13 protein-coding genes are annotated in these 16126 nt (G+C 65.8%); 5 read left to right on the top strand and 8 right to left on the bottom strand.

Features of this window, described 5'->3' with window-relative positions; all coding sequences use genetic code 11:
• Positions 1-6: 6 nt before the first annotated feature.
• Positions 7-756, bottom strand: coding sequence for a flagellar brake protein (locus tag AC1RQK_RS32530; protein WP_492376343.1), 750 nt, complete (start codon positions 754-756; stop codon positions 7-9).
• Between the two features lie 227 nt (positions 757-983).
• Positions 984-1922: a LysR substrate-binding domain-containing protein gene (locus AC1RQK_RS32525; protein WP_492813503.1), complete on the bottom strand. Its 939-nt coding sequence runs from the start codon at positions 1920-1922 to the stop codon at positions 984-986.
• Between the two features lie 124 nt (positions 1923-2046).
• Between AC1RQK_RS32525 and AC1RQK_RS32520 the strand changes: the two genes are divergently transcribed.
• On the top strand, positions 2047-2685 hold the full coding sequence (locus AC1RQK_RS32520; RefSeq protein WP_253933311.1) for a LysE family translocator: 639 nt from the start codon (positions 2047-2049) through the stop codon (positions 2683-2685).
• A 21-nt stretch (positions 2686-2706) separates the two neighbouring features.
• Here the strand turns inward: AC1RQK_RS32520 and thpR are convergent, their stop codons facing one another.
• From thpR to AC1RQK_RS32500, 4 genes are all read right to left on the bottom strand, one after another.
• Complete coding sequence (gene thpR, locus AC1RQK_RS32515) at positions 2707-3276, bottom strand: RNA 2',3'-cyclic phosphodiesterase (protein ID WP_492813501.1); 570 nt, start codon at positions 3274-3276, stop codon at positions 2707-2709.
• A gap of 63 nt (positions 3277-3339) precedes the next feature.
• Positions 3340-3873 (bottom strand): methylated-DNA--[protein]-cysteine S-methyltransferase, encoded by a 534-nt coding sequence (locus AC1RQK_RS32510; RefSeq protein WP_441632802.1) that lies wholly within the window; start codon positions 3871-3873, stop codon positions 3340-3342.
• Positions 3870-5363 carry an AlkA N-terminal domain-containing protein gene (locus AC1RQK_RS32505; RefSeq protein WP_492376348.1) on the bottom strand — a complete coding sequence of 498 codons (1494 nt, stop codon included), beginning with the start codon at positions 5361-5363 and terminating at the stop codon, positions 3870-3872. The genes AC1RQK_RS32510 and AC1RQK_RS32505 overlap by 4 nt, the downstream gene beginning before the upstream one ends.
• Before the next feature lie 589 nt (positions 5364-5952).
• A complete protein-coding gene (locus AC1RQK_RS32500) occupies positions 5953-6816 on the bottom strand; it encodes a hypothetical protein (protein ID WP_492813498.1) in 864 nt (287 codons plus the stop codon).
• Between the two features lie 1507 nt (positions 6817-8323).
• Here AC1RQK_RS32500 and AC1RQK_RS32495 point away from each other — a divergent pair.
• The 4 genes from AC1RQK_RS32495 to AC1RQK_RS32480 all read left to right on the top strand — a co-directional run bounded on the left by AC1RQK_RS32495 (position 8324) and on the right by AC1RQK_RS32480 (position 13888).
• Positions 8324-8620, top strand: a complete 297-nt coding sequence (locus AC1RQK_RS32495; protein ID WP_253928491.1) for a hypothetical protein — start codon at positions 8324-8326, stop codon at positions 8618-8620.
• Positions 8621-8823: 203 nt separating this feature from the next.
• Positions 8824-11703 (top strand): M16 family metallopeptidase, encoded by a 2880-nt coding sequence (locus tag AC1RQK_RS32490; protein ID WP_492813496.1) that lies wholly within the window; start codon positions 8824-8826, stop codon positions 11701-11703.
• Between the two features lie 147 nt (positions 11704-11850).
• The gene (locus AC1RQK_RS32485; RefSeq protein WP_006159736.1) at positions 11851-12234 is read left to right on the top strand and encodes a hypothetical protein; all 384 of its coding nucleotides are present in this window, start codon (positions 11851-11853) and stop codon (positions 12232-12234) included.
• Positions 12235-12577: 343 nt separating this feature from the next.
• Positions 12578-13888 carry an MFS family transporter gene (locus tag AC1RQK_RS32480; RefSeq protein ID WP_492375356.1) on the top strand — a complete coding sequence of 437 codons (1311 nt, stop codon included), beginning with the start codon at positions 12578-12580 and terminating at the stop codon, positions 13886-13888.
• Positions 13889-13900: 12 nt separating this feature from the next.
• Here the strand turns inward: AC1RQK_RS32480 and AC1RQK_RS32475 are convergent, their stop codons facing one another.
• Together AC1RQK_RS32475 and AC1RQK_RS32470 are read right to left on the bottom strand one after the other, a co-directional pair.
• Positions 13901-14758 carry a M78 family metallopeptidase domain-containing protein gene (locus AC1RQK_RS32475; protein WP_492813493.1) on the bottom strand — a complete coding sequence of 286 codons (858 nt, stop codon included), beginning with the start codon at positions 14756-14758 and terminating at the stop codon, positions 13901-13903.
• 148 nt (positions 14759-14906) lie between these two features.
• A complete protein-coding gene (locus tag AC1RQK_RS32470) occupies positions 14907-16064 on the bottom strand; it encodes an acyl-CoA dehydrogenase family protein (RefSeq protein WP_150986502.1) in 1158 nt (385 codons plus the stop codon).
• Positions 16065-16126: the final 62 nt, after the last annotated feature.

Genomic DNA, 16126 nt, shown 5'->3' with positions numbered 1-16126 from the left:
ACGCGCTTAGCCGCGGCTGGCAAGCTCCAGTGCAAACACCAGGCGCTGCAGGAAATTCTCCATGCGGCCGTCAAGGTTGGAGAACGCACAGCCGAAATGGTGGATGGCGCTGTCATCGCGCCCGGCCAGCCAGTGGCCCACCACTTGCAGGCTCAGGTCCAGCTTGCCCAGCGCACCAAAATCCAGATGCACGCCGGAGATGGTGGTGCCCACCGGCAGCTGCGTGGCGTCCACGGTCTTGGAGCGCAACCCGACACCCGAGAGCGAGAGATCTGCAATATCGAGCTTGAGCACGGTGCCGTCGCTCATCTTGATGGTGCAGACGTAGCCCTTGGTGACCAGCGTGCGTGCGCGGAAATGACGGCGGCGCTGGAAGTGATAGAGCTTCTCCGGGAACGGCGCGGAAAATGCCGGGCCACCCTTGTACTGGGTGATCTCGGGCGTGCCGATCATGAAGTTCACGGGCACCCCGCGCAGCGATGCCGAGAAGGCATTCTCGTTGGAAGCCAGCAGCGCCTGCCGCTCGGGCTCGGTGGAGCACCAGTCGAAGACAAAGGTGCGGCTGGCCGGATCCACATGCAGCACGGACGTGACCATCTCGTGGGCGGTACGCGCGCGCACGTTCAGGATGCACTTCTGCCAGGCGAGGTCGCGCAGCACGGTGCCGATCTGCGAGGAATGGGTAAGGCGATAGCGGTCGTCTGGCAACGCGCCGGCGTCAAGCTCGGATTGCTCCGGGGAATCTTGGAGACTCATGAAAATCACGCAAACGTCTGAGAGAGGCCTGCGTCGCGCCAGACTGGCTTGCGACGGGGGAATTCGGGCTACCCGCATACCCGGATGCAAGCGGGGGCGAGCGGCTAGCGCCGCATGTTAAGCGCGACGCCTGCTGCTGCGCAAGCTCTTGTTTGAACAACGGCGAGGTGTGGCAAAACTTGAGCCAGACTTCCGTGGGGTATCGCCCGCCGGGGCGGGCTCGCGCCTCATTTGCCGTCTTTGCGCCCACCTCGTTTTGCCGCGCCCTTGGCTCCGCGCGCCGGATGTGGCGATGCGGCCACCTGGGCCGGATCCGCGCCGAGCGATGCTTGCGCCTCCTGGCACAGCCAGTCCCTGACCGCGCGACGCCGCGCATCGTGCTCGAACGCCACTGGCGAGAGCAACTGATAGCAAGATCCGTCGCGCACGAAGCCTCGCGGCGCGGCGATGCGGCCGTCGGCGAGCTCGTCGGCCACCATCAGGCGCGACGCGATCGCGCAGCCAAGCCCGGCCGCGGCAGCCTGGATGGTCAGGTAGAAATGCTCGTACCAGGCATCCGCGCCAAAGCGCTGCGCGCCGCCGGCGGCCTTGGCCCAGCGCTGCCAGGCATCCGGGCGCGAGCGTGTGTGCAGCCGGTGGGACAACGCCCCGGCGCTGGCCCCGGCGCGGCAGACCACGCCCACCCATTCCTCGGCGACCTCATGGGCATGCAGCTCCGGCCCCACATGAAAATCGTTGCGGCGCAGCGCCAGGTCCACGCCGCTGCGCGCGAAGTCCACCGGACCACCGGCGGCCATCAGGTGCAGCGTCACCTCCGGATGCGCCGCGGTAAAGCGCGGCAGGCGAGGAATCAGCCAGCGCATGGCAATGGTGGGCTCGCACGACAAGACCAGCGCCCTGGGCTGCCCATGCGCGCGGATGCGCTGCGCGGCCGCGCCCAGCACTTCCAGCGACTGCGTGGCGGCGGCATGCAGGATGTGCCCCGCCTCGGTCAGGAACACGGCGCGGTTGCGGCGCTCGAACAGCGCCACGCCAAGCGCTTCCTCCAGCTGGCGAATCTGGCGGCTGACCGCGCCGTGGGTCAGGTGCAGTTCGTCCGCAGCCCGCATGAAGCTCTGGTGCCGCGCCGCGGCCTCGAAGAAACGGATCCCGCCCAGCCAGTGCATGCTCGCCTTGATGTGTCAGTTTTTCTCACGGATTTGCACGAGTATAAATCGGTTGTGGCGCCACACATCAACGCAGAGAATGCCTGGAACCCGATTTCTATCCGGTCAAGGATCCTCATACAAAATGCACCCTCTCACCGAACTGCTGGCCGTCGCCACTATCACCGTGCTGGCCGTGATCAGCCCGGGCCCCGACTTCGCCATGGTGATGCGCAACAGCTTCGTGCATGGCCGCAAGGCCGGGCTGCTGTGCGCGCTCGGCATCGCCCTTGGCGTCCAGGTGCACGTTTTCTACACGATGTTTGGCGTGGCGTTGTTGATGGAGCACGCGCACAAGCTGTTGACGGTGGTGAAGCTGCTCGGCGCCGCCTACCTGATCTGGATCGGCATCCAGACTCTGCGCAAGCGCGCGCCGGACCCGAATGCGCCGCCGCTCGGTGCGGATGCGGGCACACCTGCGCTGACAGCGCTCGGCGCGCTCAAGATGGGCTTTCTCACCAATGCGCTCAATCCCAAGACCACGTTGTTCGTGGTCAGCACCTATACGCAGGTGGTGAATGCGCAAACGCCGCTGGCCGTGCAGTTCGGCTATGGCCTGTTCATGTCGCTGGCGCACCTGGCCTGGTTCGGCCTGATTGCGTGCTGCTTTTCCACGCCCGCGTTGCGCGCCGCCATGCTGCGGCGCCAGCGCTGGCTGGATCGGGTGATTGGTTCGGTGTTGCTGGCGCTGGGCGTGGCGCTTGGCCTGGGCAACCTCGCATGACGCGGGCCGTTGCCGGCGGCATCAGCCTGGCGCCGGATCCAGCCCATACGCACGCCGGCATACATGCTGCGCGCCGCCCGCGCGCAGGTGGCTTTGATACAGGATGAAGCGCGCCACAGGGAACGGCTCGCACACCAGCCCGGCCTGCGCGTCGCGCCATGCCTGCAGCGCGGTATCCGCCACGGCAGGCCCGCAGCGCGCCAGCGTGATGTGGGGATGGAAGCCCGCACGCTGCTGCAAGCCAGCATCGGGTAACGTTGTGCCCTCGCATCCGGCAAGCGCCTGCGCCATCTGCGCATGCAGGCTGTCCAGCGCCGCATGGGGCGCCACGCCCGCCCACAGCACACTCGCCCGCCGCCCGCGAAAATAGCCAGCCTCTTTCACCGTGAGCGCAAAGGCCGCGCCGCAGACGCCCCCAAGCACCTGCTCGATGCATGCCGCGGTGGCGTCGTCCTGCTCGCCGAGGAAGTGCAGCGTGAGATGGACCTGATGCAGCGCCGCCGCCCGGATGCCCGCCACGCGCGGCACGCGAGCCAGCAACGCGGACGCCAGCGCTGGCGGAACCTCAATCGCCACGAACAAACGTGCCATCAGTCTCACCTCCCGTGACGGCCTGGCGCGGGTGGTCAAGCGCAGCGGCGCGATGCCGCTCGCTCAAAACGCCAACGCCGACTGACGCAGGATGGGCAGTGCCATGGCCGCGGCCGTGCCTTCGAGCCGGAGCAGCGCGCGCTTGCGGTCGGTGCCACCGGCATAGCCGGTGAGGTCGCCGCTGGCACCCAGCACGCGATGGCAAGGCACGATCACCGACAAAGGGTTGCGCCCCACCGCCCCGCCGATCGCGCGCGCATGGGTGGGGGCGAGGCCCAGCCCAGCGCCCAGTTCGCCATATGACGTGGTCTCGCCGAACGGGATCTCGCACAGTGCCTGCCAGACCGCGTGCTGGAACGGGCTGCCGCCCAGCACCATGGGGACCGTGAAGACCTGCAAGCGCTCGGCGAAGTAATCGGCCAGTTCATCGGCGGCCTGCTCGAAGACGGGCTTCGCGGCGGCGGGCACGTTGGTGTCCGGCGTGGCCGCCGCCGGGTAGTACTTCTGCCCGGAGAAGAACAGCCCGCTCAAGCGCGCGCCGTCGACGCGCAGCAGCACTTCGCCCAACGGGCTGGCGACGATGCGGTAGGCAATCATGGTGTGTTCCTTGTTGTGTCTCTTGTCTTGTCGTTTCGTTCCGACTTGTCCGACTTGCCTTCTTCGTAGCGCCGCCACAGGTGGATGGCGGCGTAAGCGCGCCAAGGCGCCCACTGCGCGACGTGCTGGTTCATGCCTCGCACGGTAGCGATGCCGAGCACCTTGCGCAAGACATAGTCGGTGCCCGGAAAAGCATCCGGCCAGCCGAGCGCGCGCATCGCCACGTACTGCGCGGTCCAGTCGCCCACGCCTTCCACCTCGCGCAGGCGCGCCATGGTGTCTTCCGGCGCGGCGTTAGGCTCCAGCTTGAGCGCGCCCGCCGCCACGCGGGCAGCGATGGCATGAATGGCCCGGCCCTTGCCCAGCGGGATGCCGATCTCACGCAAGGCCTCGGGCGACATGCCAGCCAGCGCAGCCGCGCCGGGAAACGTCACGCGCAGTGCCGGCGTGGGCTGCGCCAGCGGCAAACCGTAGCGCTCGGCCAGCCGCGCCAGCAGCGTGCGCGCGTGCTTCACCGAGATCACCTGGCCCACCACCGCACGCACGGCGATCTCAAAGCCATCCACCGCGCCCGGCAAGCGCATGCCAGGCGCTTCGGCAGCCAGCGGGCCCAGATGCTGATCCACCACATCGGGCCGGCAGCCCAGGTCGCACAAGCGCCGCACGCGGCCCAGCGCTTGCGGAATCACATGCGCCAGCGAACCAGACAACGTCACCTTGATCACATGGCGGCGCGCGACATGCTCCAGCCGCAGCCAGCCCACATGCATGCGGCCGCCGCTGTCGATCGCCAGCGTGCGCGCGTAGCTGCCATCGCCAAGCTGCTCGATGCCATCCACCGCGCGCACGCCCAGGAATTGCAGGAACGCCGCCCACGCCATCGGCGGGCGGTAGCCCAGCTCGAACACCAGCTCGTCGGCCACGTTGTCGGCGGCGCGCTTGCGCATGGCCATGGGCGTCAGCCCGTAGCGCGTCTTGAGCACATCGTTGAAGCGCCGCACGCTGCCAAAGCCAGCAGCGTGCGCCACGTCGGTCACGGTCAGCCCCGTATCGGTCAGCAAACGCTTGGCCAGCAGCAACCTCTGCGTCTGCGCATACTCCAGCACCGAGACGCCGAACTGCGCATCGAACAGCCGGCGCAAGTGACGCTCGGTAATGCCGATGCGCGCGGCCAGCCCGGCCACGCCGGCATCCACCATGAAACCCTCGTCAATCAGCGTGGCCGCGGCCTGGGCCAGGCGCCCCGACAGGTCGGCCAGCCCGTGTCCCGGCGCCAGCTCGGGCCGGCAGCGCAGGCAGGGCCGGAAGCCCTGCTTCTCGGCCGCGGCGGCACTGTCGTAGAAGGTGCAGTTCTCGCGCTTGGGCGTGCGCACCGCGCAGATCGGCCGGCAGTAGACGCCGGTGGACGACACGCCCACAAAGAAGCGCCCGTCGAAGCGGCGGTCGTGCGAAGCCACGGCCTTGTAGCAGGTATCCGGATCGAGTTTCATAGCCAGCATGCTACTCCGTTGCGAAGGCGGAACTAGCTGGATTCGGACATTTGCCTCGGCGGCGTGTATTGATCGGCCGCGCCCCAAGCGATGTGGATTGGACGCGGCCAGATTGCCATCGAGTTGGCGGCGGAACGCGAACCATCCATCAGCCGATGGATGGTTTTGTTCACGAGGGGAAACGCGCGGCGATCCGCTGCGAGACGAAGTCCACGCCCCGCCGAATAGCGCGAGCCCGATGCAGTAGGCTCTGAGCATGCGCGAGCGGACAAGGGACCACCGGCACAGCGGCGCCAGCTCGATCGGCGTGTTGGCGGGCGACACATTTGCCGCCACCGTGGCGCCGGTCTGCGTTGTGCTGCCGGTGCCGGCAATTGGGTCGCCCTTACCAGCATCCTCGCTTACGGCTGCCTTGACCGGCCCAGGTCAACAGACCGGCAGCGCGCTGGTTTCACAACTCGCTTGACGCCGCGCCCGTGACCGAGAACTGCTGGTACTGGTTATCAGACCGCTTTGTGCGCAACATGGAGCATGCGGCGGCAGCCAGCCGTAATGCGCTTTCGGATTCAGGGCACGCGTTGTCAGGGCACTAGTTCGCGGCCACGATGCCTGTCGTTTCAGCCGTTACGGTGGCCACGCCCACCAGCGGCGCGCCGGAGAGCTTGACGATGCCGGCGCCCGGAGCCAGCCAGGCAGTCCCTTCCAGCACGGGCAGCGGGAACAGGGTGCCGGGATACTTGCGGTCGTAATGCAGCGCCAGCTTGCAAGCGCCCTTGTACGTCACACCCTTGGCCGTCACGTCTTCGCGGCCGATGTATTGCACGGCAACGCTGACGACCCGGCCGATCGGCTTGAGGGCGGGTTGCGGCTCGGTCGCCAGAGCCTCGGCGTTCGCTTCCGACATGGTGAAGCTGCGTGTCTCGTTTGGCTTCATGCCAACCAGGTTTGGTGTGCCTGTCTGTCCCGACACGTTGTCCTTGAAGGTGAAACGGCGATACTTGGTGTACTTGGTGTACTTGCTGTACGGGCCCTGATCGAGGTCGCCGTAATCGGTTGCGCCGATTGGAAAAATCGCGGAGGCCGGATCGATATAGAGCCGCGCGTTCGTCCCGTGGCCATTGAAGAGGCCATTGACCAGCTTGACCTCGAGCGTGTCGTAGCTGCCACCGTCGAAGACCGTGGTGCCAATGGCTGTGGCATCAAAGGTTGCCACCTCGCTCACAGGTCCGAAGTTCAGCGTCGCGGTGACCTTTTGTCCGGCGGCAGGCGCCGCCAGGCAGGCCGCATCGAGCGGGGCTGTGCTCACCGGCGCCGGTGTTGTTGCGCTATCGGTGGCGGCCGGCGCTTCATTGGGCTTGGCTCCGCTGCTGCCATCCGACCCGCCACCGCAGGCGACGAGCAGGAAGGTCGTCACGGCCATCGCGGCCATCGCGGGTTTCATCTTTTTTTGCATCCTTGTTCTCCTGGTATTGGAAAGACACCGAAAACCCACCTGTCGGCGAGCGTGTAGGGAAATTGGCGGGCTTGACGAGACCCCAGGCGAGGAAGGCGTCGTAGTACAGGCCTTTCACAGGGCTGCCGCGCAGGCGCGGCGCAGAAACGGAGCAAGACATAGACCCATGCAATCGGCTCAATCGTTGTCTTGGTTGGACGGAAATGCCGGCGAAGCCGGAATGCGCCCACCCTGCGCTGGGCATCAACGCGGAAGTCGCGGCGTATCACGATCCGTTGTGAGCGCGCCAATGCGAAAAGACGTTGCAAGGGATGGCGGCTTCGAGCAGCGATGCCGGATCTGGCCGTTTGCGATTTCGCCGTGGAGCGTTACGCTGCCGGCAACGGATATCAAGTTGCGCAGCGTAGCAACGGAGGGCGACGATTGAAATCGGACAAGTACGAATTTCGGCTAGGACCGGCGTTAAAAATTGTTACCGTCGAGTTGGCCTTTCGCGCAAATTCGCCTCATTTGCGCGTAATTCCTCGTCGGAATCAATGAGACAAATCCCAATCTGCGATGAGTATTTTTTGACTGGTGTAGCGGGTGTGACTTTTTGTTGCGGCTGGGTTAGGCTGCATTGCACGACGCCATACTTCGCTCGTCGCTGCAACCACAGCGGCCGGGTTTAGCAGCCCGGATGACAGAGGCGGACAGCCGCCACCAGGCGGCGTTTTTGCGTCCGTCGTGCCTCTGCACGTCCTTATGGGCGGGCCTAGGCGGGGGAGCCTTCGGGCTCGCCGGTTCTCTGTCCCGGTCTGCTAACCCCGCCTTGCGCCCGCCCACCCCGATTAGCAGCGGGGAGCGGTGTCAAAGTACGCCGACAGGGGAGGCACCGGCATGCCCCGGTCTTCATTCGCCCATTCCGGGCAAATCGCATCTTCCAAGCTCCCCGCCATCTGCCAACGCCTGCGCGCCTTCCAGTGGAGGCTGCTCGACGTATAACTACCCGCGCTACAACAGCACCGCCCAACGCACAGGCCGCGATACCTGCATGACCGCGCATGCCCCATCCGAAATCCCGCTAAGCCTTGCTGCCGAAAAAACGCGCAGCTCAATGCGTTGTTGTCGGTTGCCATCGAGAACGCGGCGGGCGGCGCCTTCTGCAACGTTTGTCCTCCTGCAGCTCCTTCAGGATGGGCCTTGTGCGCAAATTCGCCCCCATTTGCGCGTAATTCCTCATCGGAATCAATGAGACAAATCTCGATCTGCGATGAATATTTCTTGAGTGGTGTAGCGAATGTGACTTTTTGTTGCGGCTGGGTTAGGCTGCATTGCGCGACGCTATACTTCGCTCGTCGCTGCCACCACAGCGGCCGGGTTTAGCAGCCCGTTTAGGAGGGCGGACAACCGCCAGAAGGAGGCACCTCCATGCCCCAGTCTTCATTCGCCCATTCCGGGCAAATCGCATCCCCCAAGCTCCCCGTCATCCACCAGCGCCTGCGCGCCCCCCAATGGAGGGCGCTCGATGTATAACTACCCGCGCTACAACATCACCGCCCAACGCACAGGCCGCGATACCTTCCTGACCGCGCATGCTCCATCCGAAAGCCCGCTAAGCCTCGCTGCCGAAAAGACCGCGCAACTCAACGCGTTGTTGTCTGTCGCCGTCGAGAACGCGGCGGGCGGCACCTTCTGCAACCTTGGTGAAGAGACCCAGGCCCATCTGCTTTCGCTGGTGGCCGTGCTTGCGCACGAGACGCTGGTGTTGAGCGAACTGGCTGCCGCGATGGATGAGCCGAAAGGCGAGAGTGACGATGGATGATGCCAGCGCGCTGCCACAGCTTGAGGGGTGCGGAACATTCCCAAGTTCACTGCACACCGGTTGAGAAACGCAGCAACATGCCGCTGTGGGCGCGGCAACAGCTAGAATCGGCCATCGGGCCAGCCTTACCGCTGCCTTGCCGCGCCCCGCGGAATCGCACAGATCTCCGCAACAAGGGAGCCAATCCAGACTTCGAATTCCGCATGCGTCTCGTCATCAAGCGCCTTTCCTTGCTGCTAGCCCTGGCTTTCAGCGTATCCGCAAACGCCGCGCCGGGCGTGGCCCACGCGCCGGCGCCAGCTGCCGCGAAGCTGCCCAGCGCGGCGCCGGCGGAAGTCGTCAGCGTGGAAGGCATTACCGAGTACCGGCTGCCCAACGGCCTGCGCGTGCTGCTTGCGCCCGATGCTGCGCAGCCCGTCACCACGGTCAACATGACCTACCTGGTCGGCAGCCGCCATGAGAACTATGGCGAGACTGGCATGGCGCACTTGCTCGAACACCTGTTGTTCAAGGGCACGCCGGCGCTGCCGGGCAACACCATTGCGCAGGAGCTCACGCGCCGTGGCATGCAGTTCAACGGCACCACCGCGTTCGACCGCACCAACTACTACGAGAGCTTCACCGCCAGCGAGGAAAACCTCGACTGGGCGTTGAAGATGGAAGCGGACCGCATGGTCAACAGCTTTATCGCGCGCGAGGCGCTCGACAGCGAGATGACGGTGGTGCGCAACGAGATGGAGCGCGCCGAGAACAATCCCGGTGGCATGCTGATGCAGCAGATGCGCTCGGCCGCCTACCGCTGGCACAACTACGGCAAGGCGCCGATCGGCGCGCGCAGCGACGTGGAGCACGTCGCCATCGGCAACCTGCAGGACTTCTACCACCGCTATTACCAGCCTGACAACGCGGTGCTGGTGGTGGCGGGCAAGTTCGACGTGGCCGCCACGCTCGCGCGCATCGGCAAGTACTTCGGCGCGATCCCCCGGCCCACGCGCGCGCTGCCGGTCCAGTACACCGTGGAGCCGCCGCAGGAGGGCGCGCGCGAGGTCACGCTGCGCCGCGTGGGCGACTCGCAACTGGTCGCGGTGCAATATCACATCGCACCGGGCGCGCATCCGGATACGGTGGCCCTGCAGCTGCTCGCCGATATCCTGACCGATGGCTCGGGCGGCCGCCTGTACAAGGCGCTGGTCGAGAGCGGCAAGGCCAGCTGGCAGTCTGGCTCGGTATCGGGCATGAAGGATCCCGGCTCGGTGCTGTTCGCCGCCGGGCTGAGCAAGACGCAGGATCTCGAAGCCGCGCGGCAGGTGCTGGTGGCGCAGGTGGAGGGCTTTGCCGCCCGGCCGGTGACGCAGGTGGAGCTGGACCGCGCCCGCACCCGCCTGCTCAACAGCTACGAGCGCCTGCTGGAGAATCCTTCCGGCTACGCCGTCGCCTTGTCCGAGGCCATCGCCAAGGGTGACTGGCGCCTGCTGCTGGTGGCACGCCAGCAGGCCGAGCGCGTCACGCTGGCGGATTTGCAGCGGGTCGCGCAGAACTATCTGCGCGCCAGCAACCGCACGCTCGGCCGCTTCATCCCCATCGACATGCCCGGCGATGCGCCGGCCGAGACGCTGGCCCGGGCCACCATGCCCGCCGCGCCGGACGTCGCCGCGCTGGTGGCGGCCTACCAGGGCAAGCCGCCCAAGGCCGCGGTGGCCGCCTTTGATCCCAGCCCGGACAATATCGAGACGCACACGCTGCGCGGCAAGCTGGCCAACGGCATGCAGTTCGCGCTGCTGCCCAAGCCCAGCCGCGGCCAGACTGTTAACGGCACGCTGATCCTGCGCATGGGCGACGTCGCCAGCCTGCAAGGCCAGGATGCGGTCGGCAGCCTCACCGCCGCCATGCTGATGCGCGGCACCGTCCGCCTGGAGCGGCAGCAGATTGCCGACCGACTGTCCGCGCTCAAGGCGGTGGTGTCGGTCCAGGGCGATGCCGAGGCGGTCACTGTGCGTTTTGAAGCGCGCCGCGAAACGCTGGCCGACACGCTCGCGCTGCTGCGCGACATCCTGCGCGAGCCGAGCCTGCCCGCCGCGGAGTTCGAGACCCTGCGCGCCAACGCCATCGCCGGCATCGAGAGCGGCCTGGGCCAGCCCGAGGCGATCGCGTCGAACGTGCTTGGCCGTCACGGCAATCCCTACCCATTGGGGGATCCGCGCTATGTCGGCACCCCGCAGGAGGACATCGCGGCGCTGCGGCAAGTGCAACTGGCCGACCTGCGCGCCTTCCACACGCGCTTCTACGGCGCGAGCCACGGCCAGGTGGCGCTGGTCGGTGACTTCGACCGCGAGGCGGCGCAGGCGCAACTGGCCACGCTGTTCGGCGACTGGCAGGCCCAGGCGCCGTATGCGCGCATCGAACGCCCCTTTGTGCCGCTGGCACCGGCGCACCTGACCCGCGAGACGCCGGACAAGGCCAATGCCATCTACCTGGCCGCGCTGCCGGTCGCGCTGACCAGCGATGCACCGGAATATCCGGCCCTGGTGATCGCCAATCGTGTGTTCGGCGGGAGCGCGCTCAAGAGCCGGCTGGCGGATCGCCTGCGCCAACACGACGGCATCAGTTACAGTGTCGGCAGTTTCGTTCAGGTGGGTGCGCTCGACAACAACGGGCGCTTCGGCATGCAAGCGCTCTATGCGCCGCAGAACCTGGGCAAGCTCAAGCGTGGCGTGGAAGAAGAACTGTCGCGGCTGGCAGCCGCCGGCATCACGCCGCAGGAGCTGGCACAAGCCAGGAGTGGCCTGCTGCAGCAAGGCACGCTGGCCCGCACCAGCGATTCCGCGTTGGCCGGCACGCTCGCCAGCCAGCTATTTCTGGGGCGCACGATGCGCTTTGTCACGGAATACGAGCAAGGTATCGCCACGGCGACCGTCGAACAGGTCAACGCGGCCATCCGCAAGCACCTGGACCCGGCGCGGGCGGTGCATGTGTATGCGGGAGATTTTTCTGTCACGGCAGTGCAAGATGCCGGGGCGACGATAAAGACAATAAAGGCGATAGAGGCGAATGAGCCGGCAAACGAAGCCGTGGCCGTCCCCTAAAAGGCAATACTGGAGGAAAATAGTGGCAACGCAGGGCGGTGTGGGACACCGCTGGCGCAGTAGTCCAAACGGCTTGGGGGCAACCCCTTGCCGCAATGACGCGTTGACTGTATATTCGTACAGTATAAGACGATATAAGAGGTGTGGATGTCAATAGTGCGAGCTAGCAGCAAAGCAGAAGCGCTTCGGCTTCTCGCATCGAAAGATGTGCTGGCGCTTGAGCTGGACTATGAAACCGGATGGCAGGACGCCGTCGAACTTGGCCGGCTCGGAGAGAAACGCGGCATCAAAGTGCAATACCGCGGACAGGAAAGCATTGCCGTCCATTCGCGCGAGGCCCTGATCGAAGGGCTGGCTAAGACCAAGACCACCTTCAGGCAGCGCAATCTGTATTGCCAGTTCGATCTCGGCACGCTTGCCGACCATGAACTGCTCGATCTCGAAGCCAAGGCGACCCGACTGGGCGACTACATCCTGGCAGGCCATCTGCTAAGGGATGTGGACGGAGTCTGGCCGCAAGAAGCGCAGTAACGCAGACAAAGCGCGGCAAGACCAAGCAAGACACAGCAAGACCCACTAATAGGCGTCATTCACGTCAAACGCAGCGGACCTGGCCCATCGCCTCGCCCCGCTGCCGCGACCCACGGCGCCAGCCCTGCCGCGTGATGCGGCCAGTCGCGTTTTTCGGCCGGCACCCCGCCGGTGCGGGCATCGCGCCGCCTCGCCAGCCATTCCCTTCCGCCCCCCAAGTAGTGCAAGGCAGGTCACTCTGCGCCGCCATCGCGGCGCAATCGCACTACACTGGAATTCTGCGTGCCGATCTCGCACCACGGCCTTTTAGCGTGGGCGACATGCCGAAAGGAAGAGACAAACCATGACAGACCTGTCCGCCCCCCTGCTCGATGCACCACCGAGCGCCGAGGAAAAGCGCAAGCGCATCTACGCGATTGTGGCCGCGTCTTCCGGCAATCTGGTCGAGTGGTTCGACTTTTACGTCTACGCGTTCTGCGCCATTTACTTCGCGGGGTCCTTCTTCCCCAAATCCGATCCCACGGCGCAATTGCTGAACACCGCCGGCGTATTTGCCGCGGGCTTCCTGATGCGGCCGATTGGCGGGTGGCTGTTCGGGCGGATTGCCGACCGGCATGGCCGCAAGAACTCGCTGCTGATCTCGGTGACGATGATGTGCTGCGGCTCGCTGCTGATCGCCAGCCTGCCTACCTACAACAGCATTGGCGCCTGGGCGCCGGCGCTGCTGCTGGTCGCGCGGCTGCTGCAGGGACTGTCCGTCGGCGGCGAATACGGCACCACCGCCACCTATATGAGCGAGGTGGCGCTCAAGGGCCAGCGGGGATTTTTCTCCTCGTTCCAATATGTCACGCTGATCGGCGGGCAGTTGCTGGCGGTGCTTGTGGTGGTGGTGCTGCAGCAGTTCCTCGACGAGGCTGAGCTCAAGGCATGGGGCTGGCGCATCCCGTTCGTGATCGGCGCCGCCACGGCGGTGGTAGCACTGTTCCTGCGCCGCACCCTGCATGAAACGACCTCCGCCGCCACCCGGGCGAGCAAGGAGGCCGGCACGTTGACGGAGCTGTTCCGCAACCACAAGGCAGCCTTCTTCACCGTGCTTGGCTACACCGCGGGCGGCTCGCTGATCTTTTATACCTTCACCACGTATATGCAGAAGTACCTGGTCAACTCGGCCGGCATGTCGATCAAGACAGCCAGCTACGTGATGACCGGCTGCCTGTTCTTCTACATGTGCATGCAGCCGTTCTTCGGCGCGCTGTCGGACCGCATCGGGCGGCGCACCAATATGCTGCTGTTCGGCGCGCTCGGCACGCTGGCCACGGTTCCGATCCTGACGACGCTCGGGAGCGTGAAGAGTCCCTTTGTCGCCTTCGTGCTGATCTCGCTGGCGCTGGCCATTGTGAGCCTCTACACCTCCATCAGCGGCATTGTGAAGGCCGAGATGTTCCCGACCGAGATCCGGGCGCTGGGGGTGGGACTGGCCTATGCCGTGGCCAACGCGATCTTCGGCGGCTCGGCCGAGTATGTCGCGCTGGACCTGAAATCGCTAGGCCACGAATCCAGCTTCTACTGGTACGTGACGGCGATGATGGTGATCGTGTTCCTGGTCAGCTTCCGGCTGCCGCGACAGGCCAGGTACCTGCACCACGAGCACTGACGCGCCAGTGCGTCAGATGGGAAAGGCAGCGCGCTGGCGCGCGCCTGCCCGGCTTGCCACGTGCCTGGGGCCCACGGCCAGCTCGATGCCCACGCCATCGCCAAGCAACAATGCCTGCGACGCCGTGCGCACGCCCATGCCGCCACCGAGGTCATCGGCCCGCAGCCCGAAGGCCGTCTCGCTCGCCCACATGCCCAGCGCAGCGCCATCGCGCTTGAGCGTCAGCACGGCCTTGTGCGAGGTATAGGACAGCCAGCGCCGCGCCACGTGATGCACCGGCAGGCACAGGCGCTCGGCCAGCGCGTCCAGCACGTCGAGGTCCACCGCGCCGGGCAAGGCCAAGCGGCAGGCATTGAGCGGCATCAGCAGCCGGCTGGCAAAGGCATAGGCGAGCCCGCCGGCCGAGTCATCGTCCGGCATGGCCATCAGCTCGGCGTTGGTGCACTCCACGTAATCCAGCTCGCTGCCACCCAGAAGCTGCCGGCCTAGCAGGTACGCAATCATGAAGCGCACATCCGGCGCTGCCAGGCTATCGCTGTAGAGAATGGTCCAGGCGCCCGTGCCCGTGCGATACAGCGCGCCGTCGAAGCTTTGCAGGCGGGTTGGCTGGACCGAGGAAACCGGATCGTCGCGGCCCAGCGCGCCGGCGGCATCGAGCGCCAGGCGGATGCAGTCCAGCGGCGTGTAGGCGGGCCGCGCGGCGCGGGCCATCAGCGCTGCGATGATCGGGTAGCAAGGTGCGGTGCTATCCGGGCCCGCGTGGTAATTGCCGGGCGCCGTTTGCGAGGGCGGCGCATCGAGTTGGCAAGGGGCACGCATGGACGGAAAACCGGCGTAGCTGGCGGGAACCTTGAGAGCGGCAATAGCCATCGGGGCAGCCTCCGTTGAGACAACAGGACATTGCGTTGCGCGTGTCCATTGGCCGGGCCGATGCACGCTGCCCACAAGTGGCACTAGTGCGGCACGGGCCCTCTCGCGGAGCCCGCCGGTCATGCCGGCAGGCATCCGCGCCCTCCGATCAGTCGCGCAGCAGCTGCTTGGCGATGATCAGTTGCTGGATCTGCGTGGTGCCTTCATACAGGCGCAGCAGGCGCACATCGCGATAGAAACGCTCTGCCTTGTACTCGGCGATATAACCGGCGCCGCCATGGATCTGCACAGCGCGGTCGGCCACGCGGCCCACCATCTCGGTGCAGAACATCTTGGTGCAGGAGGCCAGCATGCTGACTTCCGGATCGCTCTTGCCCGGGGTCTTGGCGTCGTAGCGCTGGGCGCAATCGCGCACCATCGACAAGCCGGCGTACAGCTCGGCCTGGCTATCGGCCAGCATGGCCTGGATCAGCTGGAAATCGCCGATCGGCTGGCCGAACTGCTTGCGCTCCTTGGCATAGGCCACGGCATCGGTAATCAGGCGGTGCGCCATGCCGCAGGCCAGCGCCGAGATATGCAGGCGGCCGCGGTCGAGCACCTTCATGGCCGTCTTGAAGCCAACGCCGGGCACGCCGCCGATGATGTTGGCCGCCGGCACGCGCACGTTTTCCAGCACCACGTCGCAGGTCTTGGTGCCGCGCTGGCCCATCTTCTTGTCCGGCTTGCCAAGCGAAATGCCCGGGGTGTTGGCCGGCACGATGAACGAGGAGATGCCCGAAGCGCCGGCACCGCCGGTGCGCGCCATCAGGGTGAAAGCGCCCGCGCGCGGTGCGTTGGTGATGAAGCGCTTGGTGCCGTTGATGATGTAGTGGTCGCCGTCGAGCTCGGCCTTGGTCTGCAGCGAAGCCGCATCGGAGCCGGCATTGGGCTCGGTCAGCGCGAACGAGATCACCAGTTCGCCGCTGGCGATCTTCGGCAGGTATTCCTGCTTTTGCGCCTCGGTGCCGTCCATCAGGATGCCCTGCGAGCCGATGCCGACATTGGTGCCGAAGACCGAGCGGAAGGCAAAGGCTGTGTGGCCAAGGTCGTACACCACGTCGCATTCCTGCGACATCGACAGGCCGATGCCACCATAGTTCTCAGGGATGGAGATCCCGAACAGGCCCATCTCCTTCATGTCGGCAACGATGTCCGCCGGCACATCGTCGGTTTCCTCGAGCGTGTCTTCCGCCGGCTTCAGGCGTTCGTCGATGAAACGCTGCACCGACGCGCGCAGCAGCGAAAAGGATTCTGCATCCAGGCTCATGGGGATCTCCGGTCAAAGCAAGCAACGATGTGCCCAACATGGTACGCCGTCACCCGGTTTTG

Source organism: Cupriavidus sp. GW822-FHT02D05 (genome assembly GCF_058802485.1).
This window is presented reverse-complemented; position numbering and strand designations above follow the sequence as displayed.

What these genes read in the sequence shown, in the direction of transcription:
- AC1RQK_RS32480 (WP_492375356.1), top strand. Translation starts at nt 12,578, where the DNA reads ATGACAGACCTGTCCGCCCCCCTGCTCGATGCACCACCGAGCGCCGAG.
- AC1RQK_RS32530 (WP_492376343.1), bottom strand. Translation starts at nt 756, where the DNA reads ATGAGTCTCCAAGATTCCCCGGAGCAATCCGAGCTTGACGCCGGCGCG.
- AC1RQK_RS32510 (WP_441632802.1), bottom strand. Translation starts at nt 3,873, where the DNA reads ATGATTGCCTACCGCATCGTCGCCAGCCCGTTGGGCGAAGTGCTGCTG.
- AC1RQK_RS32505 (WP_492376348.1), bottom strand. Translation starts at nt 5,363, where the DNA reads ATGAAACTCGATCCGGATACCTGCTACAAGGCCGTGGCTTCGCACGAC.
- thpR (WP_492813501.1), bottom strand. Translation starts at nt 3,276, where the DNA reads ATGGCACGTTTGTTCGTGGCGATTGAGGTTCCGCCAGCGCTGGCGTCC.
- AC1RQK_RS32525 (WP_492813503.1), bottom strand. Translation starts at nt 1,922, where the DNA reads ATGCACTGGCTGGGCGGGATCCGTTTCTTCGAGGCCGCGGCGCGGCAC.
- AC1RQK_RS32495 (WP_253928491.1), top strand. Translation starts at nt 8,324, where the DNA reads ATGTATAACTACCCGCGCTACAACATCACCGCCCAACGCACAGGCCGC.
- AC1RQK_RS32475 (WP_492813493.1), bottom strand. Translation starts at nt 14,758, where the DNA reads ATGGCTATTGCCGCTCTCAAGGTTCCCGCCAGCTACGCCGGTTTTCCG.
- AC1RQK_RS32520 (WP_253933311.1), top strand. Translation starts at nt 2,047, where the DNA reads ATGCACCCTCTCACCGAACTGCTGGCCGTCGCCACTATCACCGTGCTG.
- AC1RQK_RS32490 (WP_492813496.1), top strand. Translation starts at nt 8,824, where the DNA reads ATGCGTCTCGTCATCAAGCGCCTTTCCTTGCTGCTAGCCCTGGCTTTC.
- AC1RQK_RS32485 (WP_006159736.1), top strand. Translation starts at nt 11,851, where the DNA reads ATGTCAATAGTGCGAGCTAGCAGCAAAGCAGAAGCGCTTCGGCTTCTC.
- AC1RQK_RS32500 (WP_492813498.1), bottom strand. Translation starts at nt 6,816, where the DNA reads ATGCAAAAAAAGATGAAACCCGCGATGGCCGCGATGGCCGTGACGACC.
- AC1RQK_RS32470 (WP_150986502.1), bottom strand. Translation starts at nt 16,064, where the DNA reads ATGAGCCTGGATGCAGAATCCTTTTCGCTGCTGCGCGCGTCGGTGCAG.